This is a genomic window from Gordonia alkaliphila (assembly GCF_039542465.1).
Taxonomy (GTDB): domain Bacteria; phylum Actinomycetota; class Actinomycetes; order Mycobacteriales; family Mycobacteriaceae; genus Gordonia; species Gordonia alkaliphila.
Genome location: NZ_BAABIE010000007.1, coordinates 191,582 through 204,047, shown reverse-complemented (window position 1 = coordinate 204,047; position 12,466 = coordinate 191,582). Strand labels below are relative to the sequence as shown.

At 70.2% G+C, this 12,466-nt stretch carries 13 protein-coding genes; 4 read left to right on the top strand and 9 right to left on the bottom strand.

Annotated elements, in window-relative coordinates; genetic code table 11:
* The 4 genes from ABD989_RS09645 to ABD989_RS09630 form a co-directional block, all read right to left on the bottom strand.
* On the bottom strand, window positions 1-469 hold a 469-nt coding region (locus ABD989_RS09645; RefSeq protein ID WP_345313314.1), incomplete at its 3' end, for a transposase.
* A gap of 603 nt (window positions 470-1,072) precedes the next feature.
* Window positions 1,073-1,429 (bottom strand): hypothetical protein, encoded by a 357-nt coding sequence (locus ABD989_RS09640; RefSeq protein WP_345313303.1) that lies wholly within the window; start codon window positions 1,427-1,429, stop codon window positions 1,073-1,075.
* A 45-nt stretch (window positions 1,430-1,474) separates the two neighbouring features.
* A complete protein-coding gene (locus tag ABD989_RS09635) occupies window positions 1,475-1,699 on the bottom strand; it encodes a hypothetical protein (RefSeq protein ID WP_345313302.1) in 225 nt (74 codons plus the stop codon).
* Entirely contained in the window at window positions 1,696-2,973 is a 1,278-nt protein-coding gene (locus tag ABD989_RS09630) for a PspC domain-containing protein (protein WP_345313301.1), read from the bottom strand. Before ABD989_RS09630 ends, ABD989_RS09635 begins: the two co-directional genes overlap by 4 nt.
* Before the next feature lie 116 nt (window positions 2,974-3,089).
* Here ABD989_RS09630 and ABD989_RS09625 point away from each other — a divergent pair, with 116 nt between their 5' ends.
* Both ABD989_RS09625 and ABD989_RS09620 read left to right on the top strand, forming a co-directional pair.
* Window positions 3,090-4,310 carry a sensor histidine kinase gene (locus ABD989_RS09625; RefSeq protein WP_345313300.1) on the top strand — a complete coding sequence of 407 codons (1,221 nt, stop codon included), beginning with the start codon at window positions 3,090-3,092 and terminating at the stop codon, window positions 4,308-4,310.
* On the top strand, window positions 4,307-4,963 hold the full coding sequence (locus ABD989_RS09620; protein ID WP_345313299.1) for a LuxR C-terminal-related transcriptional regulator: 657 nt from the start codon (window positions 4,307-4,309) through the stop codon (window positions 4,961-4,963). The genes ABD989_RS09625 and ABD989_RS09620 overlap by 4 nt, the downstream gene beginning before the upstream one ends.
* Here ABD989_RS09620 and ABD989_RS09615 read toward each other — a convergent pair.
* Window positions 4,929-5,720, bottom strand: a complete 792-nt coding sequence (locus tag ABD989_RS09615) for a hypothetical protein (protein WP_345313298.1) — start codon at window positions 5,718-5,720, stop codon at window positions 4,929-4,931. The genes ABD989_RS09620 and ABD989_RS09615 overlap by 35 nt on opposite strands.
* Window positions 5,721-5,731: 11 nt before the next feature.
* On the bottom strand, window positions 5,732-6,286 hold the full coding sequence (locus tag ABD989_RS09610) for a hypothetical protein (RefSeq protein ID WP_345313297.1): 555 nt from the start codon (window positions 6,284-6,286) through the stop codon (window positions 5,732-5,734).
* A 270-nt stretch (window positions 6,287-6,556) separates the two neighbouring features.
* Between ABD989_RS09610 and ABD989_RS09605 the strand changes: the two genes are divergently transcribed.
* Together ABD989_RS09605 and ABD989_RS09600 are read left to right on the top strand one after the other, a co-directional pair.
* Window positions 6,557-7,207 (top strand): hypothetical protein, encoded by a 651-nt coding sequence (locus ABD989_RS09605; RefSeq protein WP_345313296.1) that lies wholly within the window; start codon window positions 6,557-6,559, stop codon window positions 7,205-7,207.
* A gap of 17 nt (window positions 7,208-7,224) precedes the next feature.
* Window positions 7,225-8,829 carry a DNA polymerase Y family protein gene (locus ABD989_RS09600; protein ID WP_345313313.1) on the top strand — a complete coding sequence of 535 codons (1,605 nt, stop codon included), beginning with the start codon at window positions 7,225-7,227 and terminating at the stop codon, window positions 8,827-8,829.
* 44 nt (window positions 8,830-8,873) lie between these two features.
* On the opposite strand, the gene ABD989_RS09595 is transcribed toward ABD989_RS09600, so the two are convergent.
* The 3 genes from ABD989_RS09595 to ABD989_RS09585 form a co-directional block, all read right to left on the bottom strand.
* Window positions 8,874-9,245, bottom strand: a complete 372-nt coding sequence (locus tag ABD989_RS09595; protein ID WP_345313295.1) for a DUF1801 domain-containing protein — start codon at window positions 9,243-9,245, stop codon at window positions 8,874-8,876.
* Window positions 9,246-9,442: 197 nt separating this feature from the next.
* A complete protein-coding gene (locus ABD989_RS09590; protein ID WP_345313294.1) occupies window positions 9,443-10,564 on the bottom strand; it encodes an alanine racemase in 1,122 nt (373 codons plus the stop codon).
* A gap of 33 nt (window positions 10,565-10,597) precedes the next feature.
* Window positions 10,598-12,463 (bottom strand): SDR family oxidoreductase, encoded by a 1,866-nt coding sequence (locus ABD989_RS09585; RefSeq protein WP_345313293.1) that lies wholly within the window; start codon window positions 12,461-12,463, stop codon window positions 10,598-10,600.
* Between the last annotated feature and the right edge of the window lie 3 nt (window positions 12,464-12,466).

Below are 12,466 nucleotides of genomic sequence, written 5' to 3'. Positions count from 1 at the left end.
CCCGGAACTCGGCGATCTCAGCGTCGAGACCTGCACAGATCCGGGATACCTCACTCTTGGAGACCCCGGAGTCCACGCCCATGGCCCGCACCAGATCGTCGACACTGCGGGTCGAGATACCCTGCACGTAGGCCTCCATGATCACCGCGTAGAGGGCCTTGTCGATCCGGCGGCGTCGTTCCAGCAGGACCGGGAAGAACGACCCAGCCCGCAGCTTGGGAATCTTCACCCGCACATCACCGGCCGGCGTTGAGATCGTCTTGGGTCGATGCCCGTTTCGGACCGTCGTTCGGTCCGCCGAGCGCTCGTAACGGCCGGCGCCGATCGCCGCTGTCGCCTCGGCCTCGATCAGGGCCTGCAAGCCAGCCCGCAGGATCTCCGGGAGCACTCCGGCAAGACCGAGTTCATCGGATCGGAGTGTGCCGAGTTCAGTCAGTTGCTCGAGCAGGGCAGAATGGTCGTGGGTCATCGCGTGATTGCCTTTCAGTTGAGTCACTTGTGAGGTAACTCACTGATCATCACGCGATGGCCCACCCCAACGGCGACACCAAGCTCTCCGGCGTGTCCACCGCCCTCAGCGAGCCACCAAACCCCACCACTCCAGGGGACTCACCCGTTGCCAGGGCCAGTAGGTACATCCGCGCTGGGGTGCCTCCCGCCGGATCGGCACCAACATCGAGCAGCTTGTGGTGCTCACCCGATCGCCCATACGCTGCCCAGCCGCTTCGCTCTACCTCGATGCCGGTCTGGATCGGTGCCGACGCGGCGATGTAGATGGTGACCTGGGGTAGGCCGCTCACGCGTGCCGATTCATTGGAAGGTGGGGCCGGTGATGAAGGCATCTTTGGCATAGTGTGTCTTCCTCGCTCTTGCATTCGGACGGCAGAAATCAACAGTGTTGCTGTGTGTGGATTCCGCCTAGCAAAGAGAAAGAGTGTGGTTCTGTGCCAAGCCCCTCGTCACGGTATCCGAGTCGCGAAGCCGGGGTGGGGCTTATCGGACAATCGTCTCTAGCTGGGCCGAACCGGAGTTGGCCGGGATCTCGGGTTTCGGACTGCTCGTCGACGAGCCGCTAGCTCAGCAGGCTGCCCGGGACTTCCTGCCAGGGGGTGAGCTCAAGGAGGAGTTCGCCCTCGTCGAGGGGGATCTCGACGACGGTGGTTTCCGCGAAGCCGGCAGTGACCGCGTCGCAGAAGTTGTAGAGCTCTTCGCCGCGGGGGAGCTGCAGGCCGAGGTGGTGGAACATCATCTCGATGCCGTCGCCCATGAAGACGGGGCCGTCCTGGTCGTGGGAGTCGAGGTAGGTGTCGTGCGCGTAGCGGACGATCTTGCCGTCGTCGGATGCGTACCGGACGCGGGCGGCGACGTCGAACCAGCCCATCATGCGCGGCACTGGGCAAATGGCGTCAGAGGTCTTCATGGTTTCCATGCCGCGCAGGGTAGCGGCGGGATACGACAGGATCGTCGCCGTCGATCAGTTCGACGGACGACGCAGACCGCTCGCGATGAGCACCACGCCGGCCACGACGCCGACGCCGATCAGCACCCACGGCAGGATCGTCAGGTCGGGCAGGTCGGGGCCTCCGGCGACACCCCACGCGCCGACAGCGATCGCGAGGAGACCGGCGACCGCCAGCCACGGGCTGCGGCGGAGTTCGGGTGCGGTCTGCGGGTCGGAGTTCTGCAGGTCGTCGTTCATCGCTTCATCTCCACATTGCCGATGCCCACGTGGGCGTTGATGGTGAGGATCGGGCCGTCGTCTTTGCCGCCGACGACGCCGGTCGGGCAGGCGAAGTCGCCGACGGTGACGCTGCACTCCGGGCGGACGCGGACGTCGTCGGGCAGCCAGACGACGATCTCGCCGATGCCTTGCTCCAGGCTGATCGACCGGTCGGCGTCGAGTGCGGGCAGCTGACGCAAGTCCAGGACGGTGGAGCCGACGGTCAGTTCGTAGTGGTCGCGCAGTTGGGACTGCTCGGTGACGGGCCAATTGCGTTCGCCGATACCGCCTTTGGGTGGATTCCAGCCGGAAGCGTCGACCAGTGCTGAGACGATCACGACGGCTGCGGTCAGGGCGCCGAGCGAGACCAAGCCGGAACTCGACGCTCCCTCGGGGCGGCGCTGCAGGGCGGAGATGAGGAGTCCTCCGCCGATTACCAGCAGGGCGAGGGAGGCGATCCGGCTGACGGTGAACCAGTCCATGCCGGCCGTGTGCGCGGCGGTGCCGCCGGCGACCACGAGCAGAGCCAGGCCCAGCGTGATCGGGGTGACAGGAGAGCGCGGGACGTCGGGCTTGGGGGCCGGCGGTGCGGGTGGGGGTGCGGGGAGATCCCACGCGAAGGGGGCTGCTCCGAGCGGGTCCCAGGCGGGTGGGGTGGGTGGGGCTTCGGGGACCGTCGTCGTGGTGGTTGAGGACCCTTCGACAGGCTCAGGGACCGGGACCTGCTCAGCGATCGGGGATGTCGGGCCCGTAGAGGTGGGGACAGGCCCAGGGAACGGAAGCGAGGCCCCTTCGACAGGCTCAGGGATCGGGGCGGGCTCAGGGGGTGTGGTGGCGGAGGTGCCGGGGGGTGGGGTGGGGGTGCGTTGGTACAGGAGCCACCAGCCGAACAGGAGGAGGCCGGTGCTGAGAATGCCGCTGCCGCTCCAGTTGTCGCCGCCGAAGATCGCCGAGAGCACCACGGCGAGGATGACGAGGGGGATCAGCGAGCCCCAGCGGAAGCGGCCGTGGTGCTGCTCGGCGGGACTCTCCGCGCGGGGAGTGCGGTCGGCGGGCAGCACGAAGCAGGCGATCACGTACAGCAGAATCCCGGCGCCGCCGAAGATCGTCGCCACGACGAGCGCGACGCGCACCAACGTCGGATCCACGTTGTACCGCGCCCCGAAGCCCGAACAGACGCCGGCCACCTTGTGGCCTTGTCGACGTCGAACGGGACGGGTGGCCCAGAGGTCGGAGAGCGTCGTTGTGTTCATGACTCCATCCTGGTGTCGGCGCCGACGCCGAGGTATCGGGAACCACCCTGAGATGGTCCCTGAACTCTGCGACTGGGCGAGCTTAAAAGCCTCCGGGCGTGCCAGTATCGAAGGTGATGAGAACCGACGTATCCCGCACCATGACGACGACGCCGACGCTGCACCGGCGCAACGGCGGCAAAGTGGTGGGCGGAGTGGCCGGCGGCCTCGCCGACCACCTCGGTGTCGACGTCTTCCGAGTGCGCGTGGTCTTCGTGGTCCTCACCGCACTGGCCGGCGCGGGCGCGATGGCGTACGCGGGTCTGTGGTTCTTCGTGCCGCTCGGCGAGGACACCCAACGCGCGCCGTCGCGGGAACGACGCCAGGCTTACGGCCTCGTCGCGCTGGGCCTCGTCGCACTGGTAGCCAGCTTCATGCTGGCCTCCAACGCTCCGGCCCAGCAGTTGGTCGCGGTGGGCATCACTCTCGGCGGTGCCGCGCTGGTGTGGCGCGAAGTGGACGTGACCGGCCTCGGCAGCGGCGCTCATCGTTCCGTGTTCACCTGGTTGCGTCTGATCAGCGGCGCGGTGCTGGTGATCGGCGGGTTGGTGGTGATGGTGGTGGCCGGCGGGTCGGCGCTCGGCGGCGTCAATTCGACGGTGCTCGCGGTGCTGGCGACGCTGGTGGGCGTGGTGCTGCTGACGGTGCCGCTGTGGATGCGACTGCTGCGGGCTCTCGACGCCGAACGCGCCGCCCGTATCCGCGACGCCGAACGCGAGGAGATCGCCTCCCACCTGCACGACTCCGTGCTGCAGACCCTCGCCCTGATCCAGAAGCAGGCCGACAACCCGGAGACCGTCGCACGTCTTGCCCGACGGCAGGAACGCGAACTGCGGATCTGGCTTTTCGGCGACCCGGCGCAGCAGCGCGAGTCGTTCGCCGCCGCCATCGCCGCGCTCGGCGCGGAGGTGGAATCGTCGTACGGCACCGAGATCGAAGCGGTGACCGTCGGCGACACCAGCCCTGCCGAACTGCGTGACGAGACGTGGGCGCGGTCGGCCAGCGCCCTGGTCGCTGCGACCCGCGAAGCCATGGTCAACGCCGCCAAGCATTCCGGCGCCGAGAAGATCGACGTGTACGCCGAAGTGCTCGACGAGCACGTGGAAGTCTTCATCCGCGACCGCGGCGTGGGCTTCGACCTCGACGCCGTCGACGACGACCGGCAGGGCATTTCGGGGTCGATTACCGGCCGCATGGAACGCGCCGGCGGCAGCGCGACGGTCCGCTCGGCCCCCGGACAAGGCACCAACGTGACGCTGCGCCTGCCGCGTCGCGCAGCACAACAGGAGGTTCGATGACGTACCGGGTGTTCCTGGTCGACGACCACGGCGTCTTCCGCTCCGGCGTCCGCGCCGAGCTGGCGTCGGAGGCGGGGATCGAGGTGATCGGCGACGCCGGGACCGTGCCCGACGCGGTGGCCGGCATCGTGGAGCAGCGGCCCGACGTGGTGCTGCTCGACGTCCACATGCCCGCCGGCGGCGGCGTGGCCGTGCTGCGCGGCGTGGCCGACGCGATCGGCTCGGAGGCACCGGTGTTCCTGGCGCTGTCGGTCTCCGACGCGGCCGCCGACGTGATCGCGACCATCCGGGCAGGGGCCCGCGGCTACGTCACCAAAACCATCAGCGGCAGCGAACTGGCCGACGCCGTGCGCCGGGTGGCCGAGGGCGATGCGGTGTTCAGTCCGCGTCTGGCCGGCTTCGTGCTCGACTCGTTCACCGGTCGCTCACCGGTGCCCGAGCCCGCATTGGACCCGGAGCTGGATTCGCTCACCCGGCGCGAGATGGAGGTGCTGCGCCTGCTGGCGCGCGGCTACACCTACCGGGAGATCGCCGAGGAGCTGTTCATCTCGGTGAAGACCGTCGAGACGCACGCCTCCAACGTGCTGCGCAAGACGCAGCAGTCCAACCGCAACGCGCTCACGCGCTGGGCGGTGAATCGGCAGATCGGGTAGCGGTCTCGTCGGCTTCGGTCTCGTCGGTGTCCGCGATGACGTCGGTGTCGTCGGCCGATTCCTCGTCGCTCGGCTCCTCGTCGGGCTGGTCTGCCTCGGTGTCGGACTCGACGTCGGGCTCCGCTGCCGTCTTCGGGGCGTCGTCGAGTTCGGGCTCGTCGTCGTCGTCGATCACGACGGTGCGGGCCGGAGCGGGCTTGGCCGGCTTCTTCTCGGTGCCGCGATCGATGCTGACGCGGATGCGCATGCGGATAGGCCGGACCGTCAGGGCGGTGGCGATCGCGAGCAGCGCGAGGATCACCAGCGCGCCGATCGTGAAGCTCAGGACCGGAACGACGAGGAACTCGCGGCCGATCAGCTCCGCGAGATTCTGGGCGCCGATGTCGACCACGAAGTCGCCGATCAGCCACGGCGGATCGACCAGCGCGGTGATCGGGACCGCAGCTGCGGCGAGGGCGGCCGCGGCGGTCAGCCACAGCGCCGGCGCCGTGGCCTTGCGGGCGACAGTGCTCGAACTCAGCAACAGACCGGTGGACAGGATCGCGATGAACGCGGCCGCGACCACCCACCACCCGTACGGATGCGGGCCGATACCTCGTTCGGAGAAGGCGAGGTCAGAAGTCTGGCCGAGGCCGTTCCAGGTGACCTTGGTGCCGAGCATGTCCAGGGACACCCAGGGGAGAAGAGTGGTCGCGATCGCCAGGACGGCGACCACGCCGATCACCGACGCATAGAGACGTCGTTGTTGCTGCTGCATGATGTCCGAATCTACTCGGCTGCCGCGGCGGCTTCCGCAGCCGCGGCGGGCTTCGCCGGGCGAGTAGCCAGGGCGGCGGCGACGCAGACGGCCGCGAGCACCACCAGCACCACGGCCAGGGCGATCAGGGTGGGTTGCGCCAGGACCTCGTCGACGATGTCGGCGTAGTGGTCATCGGTGAGGATCGGGCCGATCCCCATGGCGTCGAACACGCCGCCCAGGAACGTACTCGGGCGCAGCAGCACGACGATCGGGATCACCGCGGCGATCAGCGTGGCAACGGCGGCGATCGGGCGCAGCGGATTGGCCAGCGCGGGCGTCGGGACGGCCATCGCGACGGCGGCCACCAGGGCGATCAGGCAGGCGACGGCGACCCACATGCCCAGCGGCGTCGCCTGGAGGCCGGCGGTCGATCCCGCGTCGAGATCGGTGGTCAGCGTGCCGAAGCCGTTCCACTGAAACGGCGTATCGAAAGCGGGGCCGATGTCGGCCCAGGTCAGGGTGGTGAGCCAGCCAGCGATGGTGGCCAGAATGGCGATGGCCAGGGCGAATAGGCGCTGCTGCATACTCTCGATCCCTCTCGTTGACGATTGTCGGACCCCGGGGTTACTGTACGAACAGAAGTTCGAACGACGGTATCTTCCCTGCCGCTGGAGCGAATGGTCGTCTCACGCGAGGGGAAGCGCATGTCCGATCAAAGTGTAGAGAAAGCCGCCACCGTGGCGGCACTGCGGCGAACGCTCGCGCAGATGTCCGGCCGCCCCCATGCGGCCCCGAACGCCGGAAGTGAATCCTCCGGAAGTGAATCCTCTGGGGGCGGTTCGACGAGGCTGGCGGTGCCGACGCCGATCGCCGAACTGCTGCCGCGGCGCGGGCTGGCGCCCGGCTCCGTGGTCTCGGTGAGCGGGGCGATGACGCTGCCGGTCGCCTTGCTCGCGGCCGCCAGTGCCGCTGGTGCGACCGCGGCCGTGGTGGGACTCCCGGAACTGAACCTCGCGATGGCGGCGGATCTCGGAGCCGACCTCGGGCGGATCGCGGTGGTGGAGTCGCCGTCGACCCGCGGGAGTGGGGCGTGGGATCGGCTGGAGGTGGCGGCGGTGCTGTTGGACGGCATCGATCTGGTGGTGGTCGGAGTGGACCGGGTCACGCCGTCGCGGGCGCGCGTGCTGACCGGTCGGGCACGACGACAAGCGTCGACGCTGCTGGTGGTCGGTCCGCCCGGCGCTTGGCCCGGGGCGTCGGTCCGCTTCTCCGGGGACGTGGCCGGCTATCGCCATCTTCCGTTGCGGCGCAACGGCTACGGCCGCATCGGCGGACTGCAGGTGGACGTCGAGGTGTCCGGCACCGGCATCGCGCCCCGCCGACTGCGCTGCGAACTGGTGACCCCGGGCATCGGGGAACCCGGCAGCCTGCGGCTGGAAGCGGTGGAACCGACCCGTCGCCGGACCGCGGCACCCGCGCGCGCGGGTTGGGCGGTGGCGAATTGACCGCGTCGGAGCGCGTGATGGCGCTGTGGTGTCCGGACTGGCCGGCCGTCGCGGCCGCGCGGGGACTCGGGTTGGTCGGCGGCGAACCGATCGCGGTGCTGGCTGCCGGGCGGGTTGTCGCCTGCTCGCGCAGTGCTCGACGCGCCGGGGTGCGCCGCGGCATGCGTAAACGGCAGGCGCAGTCGACCTGCCCGGAACTGCAGGTGACACCGGCGGATCCGCACCGCGACGGCCGCTTCTTCGATCCGGTCACCACCGCGGTGACCGCCGTGGTCCCGATGACCGAGGTGCTGCGCCCCGGGCTGCTGGTGATGGCCGCCGACCGCGCCGGCCGCTACTTCGGCGGGGAGACCGAACTGGCCGAGGCCGTCGCCGAAGCGGTCGAGGCGGTCGGCGTGATCGGGCGGGTCGGGGTGGCCGACAATCTGTTCACCGCGGTGCTGGCCGCCCGCTCCGGGCGCGTGGTGCCGCCCGGATCCGACGCCGACTTCCTCGCCGACCGGCCCGTCGCCGACCTCGCGATCGAGCCGTCGCTGTCGTCTCCGGAGCGGGACCAACTGGTGAACCTGTTGTGGCGCTTGGGACTTCGGACGCTCGGCCGATTCGCGGCCCTCGACCCCGCCGACGTGGCGTCGCGCTTCTCGTCCGACGCCGTCCGCGCGCATCGGATGGCGGCGGGGCGGCCGGGGCGTCGTCCGTCGCGGGCGCCGATCCCGCCGGACCTCGAGGTGACCTATCAGTGCGATCCGCCGGTGGACCGCATCGACGCGGCGGTCTTCCTCGGTCGACGGCTCGCCGAGGACCTGCACCGTCGGCTCATGTCGGCGGCACTGGCCTGCACCCGGCTTACCGTGCACGCGATCACCGACAGCGGCCAACGCCATTCGCGGACGTGGCGGTGCGCGGAACCGCTGACCCCGGAGGCCACCGCCGACCGCATCCGCTGGCAGTTGGAGGGGTGGCTCACCACGGCGGGCACGGGGTCGGGGCCGGACGGACCCCTGACCCGCCTGATCCTGGAGCCGGTGGAGCTGGTGGATCCGGGTGGCCTGCAGCACGCGCTGACCGGGGCCGGACTGCCGACCGATCCGGGCACCGGGCTGGGCGAGCGGGCACGTCGTTCCCTGGTGCGCGTGCAGGGGCTGCTCGGCGGGGAAGCGGTGCGGGTGCCGGTGCCCAGCGGCGGACGCGGCCCGGCCGAACGCGTCTCGCTGGTGACCTACGGCGACAAGGCCGCCCCGGACCGGCCGGTCGACGCGGCCTGGCCGGATGCCCTCGCGCGCCCGCTGCCCGCGCTGCTGACCGTGGGAGACGCCGAACTGCTCGACGCCGCGGGCGACCCGGTGACCGTCACCGCGCGCGGCGCCTTCAGCGCCGAACCCGTCGAAGTGATGCTAGGGCGCGGCCGTCGACGGGTGCAGTGGTGGGCCGGGCCCTGGCCGTTCGGCATCGACGACGGCGCTCCGGTGACCGACGACGACACGGCGCCGTTCGCGCGGAACACCGCGGTCGCGGCCCGCGCCCAGGTGCTGCTCGACGAGGCCGGACAGTCCGGAACCTCGCGCGCGCTGCTGCTGTGCTTCCGCGGCGCCCGCTGGTCCGTCGAAGGCGTCTACGAATGACGCCCCCGACGGACCGGCGGTACGAACGGTGCGGTGATTCGCGGCTACTCGGCGAAGGCCGCGCGGACCACCTCGGCGATGCGGTCGGCGCCGGCGTCGTCGAGCTCGGTCAGGTACCACGCGCACGGCATCAGGGTGTCCGGCGCGTCGGGCCCGGGCGCCCGATAGGCCTTCTCGGTGATGCCGACGCTCATCAGGTCGTCGTCCAGGCGGAAGAAGACCAGGACCGGTGCGCTGCGGGCGGTGGCGTAGCCGGGCATGCCGTACCAGAGCCGCGGCTTCAGCTTGGGTCCCGCGGACAGGATGACTTCGTGCAGGCGACGGGCCACCGAGCGGTACGGCTCGGGCATCGAGTCGATCTTCTCGGTCACCGCCAGCTGATCTTTGTTGACCTTGGGGGAGGTGGACTCAGTCATGACACGGACTTTCTCTCGCGCCGCTCATCGCGGCAGGGACAGGACAACTCGACCGCCGTCGGCGATCCAGTTGCGCGTTCTCCATTGCGGACATGTCCTGAGCGGGCCCAGTCCTCTCCACGAATGTGTCAGGTGAGCACTTCACCATCGATTGCGCGAGGCGTGGCAGCGACTGCCACGGTGTCGAGAATACGCGGTCAGTGGTTGGCGCCGCGCGCGATGATCGGCCAGTGTTCGACGCCGCCCGCCGTCTCGGCGAGGAGCTCGTCGGCCAGGTTCACCGCCGAGCAGACGTGATTCGGCACCACGCGGACCCGATCACCCAGGGCCGGAACGTCTTTCGCGCCGGCCGGGAACTCTACTGGGGGGAATTCTGCTGGGGGGAATTCTACGACGGCGTGGTGCTCGGACAGGGCGACGATCCGGGCGTCGGGGTGGTCGAGGAGTCGGCCGAAGCCGGACGCCCACGCGGGACGGTCGGCGCCGAGGGTCTTGCTGCCCGCGTCGAGGACGAGACGACGTCCTTCCCCCGGGGACGACGAGGCGCGGATGACGGTGGCGACGGCGACGAGGGCGATGTGGTCCCCGGTGCAGGAGCCGAGCTCGAGCTGCTGGGCGTCGTGGAACGGGTACACGCCGGGACGGATCTCGGTGAGCACCCCCGCGTCGGCGAAGGCGATGGTCGGAGTGGAGCCGCCGCTGATCACCGTCGGCTCGATCCCGGTGCGGCGCAACGAGTCCGCGGCCGCGGCGAGGGCAACAGACTCCTGCCGGGCCGCGTCGGCGCGCGCGGAGCCGGGGCCGTAGCCGTGACCGGGGAAGGTGAACACGCCGATCACCGACAGCCCGGCGGCGACGGCGGCTGCGGCCACGGCACCGGCGTCGTCGGGCGCGGCACCGCTGCGACGCATGCCCGAATCCACCTCGACCAGCACCTGCGCCGGAGCGTCCCCGAGCAGTTCGGCCATCCGCTGGGCGCCGGCCGCCGAGTCGACGGCGAGCCGGAGCGCGGTGCGCTGGGACAACGACCGCAGGCGCGCGGCCGTGGACTCGGTGAGCCACAGCGGATACGCGATGAACAGATCGGTGAAGCCCGCGTCGGCGAAGGCCTCGGCCTCGCCGATCGTCGCCACCGTGAAACCGACGGCACCGTCGAGACCGGGCCCGGGATCGAGTTGGCGCGCGGCCACCTGCGCGCACTTGTGCGTCTTCGCATGCGGGCGCACCTGCAGGCCGCTCGCCGCGGCCCGCGCCGCGAGGGTCGCGATATTGCGGCGGAGGACGGCGTCGTCGACCAGCAGATACGGGGTGTCGGTCATAAGCGCCAGTATTCGCCGGGACCCGCGGAAGCGCTAGCGCGAGGTGGTGCCGAGGGCGGCCTCGGACTCGGCCACCGCCAGGTACTCCTGGTGCATGATCCGATTGGTCAGACGGGGTGCGGCCCAGTGGCCGAACTCGGCGACGTCGCCCCAGAACGAGTTGACGCGCTTGGGGCGCTCGACGATGGCCTTGAGGATCCGGTTGGCCGCCTTGTCGACACCCCAGATCCCGCGCCGGGACTCGTAGGCCCGGGTCGGCGCGATCATCCGCGTGCGCGTGATCGGCAGCCGCACGTTGGTGAAAGTGACGTGGTCGGACAGGGTTTCGGCGCCGGTCGCGTCGGCGAACGCCTCCAGCGCGGCCTTCGACGCGGCATAGGCGCCGAACCGCGGCGCACGACTCTGCACCTCCACCGACGACACGTTCACGATGTGCCCGGACTGCCGCTCGATCATGTGCGGCAGCACCGAGAGCGTCATGTACACGGCGCCGAAGTAGTTCACGGCCATCAGACGCTGGTAGTCGTGGGCCCGGTCGAGGGCGTTGACCGAGGCTCGCCGGATGGAGCGGCCGGCGTTGTTCACCAGGACGTCGATGTGCTCGTGCTCGGCGATGATCGACTTGATCAGCGTGCGCACCGACTCCTCGTCGGTGATGTCGGCGGGATACGCCGACGCCATGCCCAGCGGGAAGCCCGGCTTCGGCAGCTCCGCGTTCAGCTCGTCGACCGTCTCGATCAGCTGGTCGGTCTCGCGGGACACCAGGATCACGTTGGCGCCGCGCGTGATGCACATGCGCGCGGTGGCCTTGCCGATGCCCGACGATCCGCCGGTGATGATGATGTTCTTGCCGACCAGCGGGCCGCGTTCGTCGTCGTGCCGGTAGCGCGCGGGGTCGAGGTGCTCACTCCAGTACGTCCACAGCCGCGGCGCGTAGTCGGCGAGCTCGGGCAGCGTCACGCCGAGATCTTCCAGCGTCGCGGTGCTGGTGTCGGACAGGAAGTACATCGGCACCGGGACGTCGTCGATCGTCTCCGGCGGAATGCCGAGCTGCTGCACCACGAGGTCGCGGCCGGTGCGCAGCGGGTTGTGGCCGGTCACCGCGAGCAGCGGACGGGCCAGCACGCCGGGCACCAGGTCGAAACCGCGGGGCGCATCCAGCGCCGGGGCCAGCGCGTTGAACAGCTCGGTGAGGGTGCGGCGCTCGGGGTCGGACAGGTGGAACACCCGACCGGATTCGTCGGGCTCATGGCCGACCAGCGCGACCAAGGCGTCGGCCACGTAGTCCACCGGGACCACGTTCACGAAGCCCACGCCGAAGACCGGCAGCGGCAGGAACGACGGCAGTTTGCCGAGCCCGCGCAGCCACGGGAAGAAGTAGTAGGGACCGTCGATCCGGTCCATCTCGCCGGTCGTCGAGTCGCCGACGATGGTCGACGGCCGGTAGATCCGCCAGTGCAGGCCTTCGGTCTCGCGCACCAGCTTCTCGGCGTCGAAGGCGGCGCGCTGGGCGGCGGTGGGGAACTCCTGGCCGAGGTCGAAGTCGTCCTCGGAGAAGGCCTCGTCGTGATCACCGGACACCGCGATCGACGACAGGTGGTGCAGCATGGCGTCCCGGGCGACGGCGAACTCGACGAGCTGGGCCGTCTCCTCCGGATCGGGACGGCCGGCGTCGCCGAGGTGAAGAACGTGGTCCACCGCGTCCAGGCTCTCGTCGTCGAGCCGGACGACGGCGGTGATGCGATCCCCGCCGTCGATCTTCTCGCCGATGGCGGCCAGTCGTGGGAGGTCCTCGGTGTCGACCAATGCGGTCACCGATGCGCTCGGGTCGGCGAGCAGTCGCGTGAGCACGCGACGGCCGAGCAGGCCGCAGCTTCCGGTCACGAGAAATCGGTTCACTAG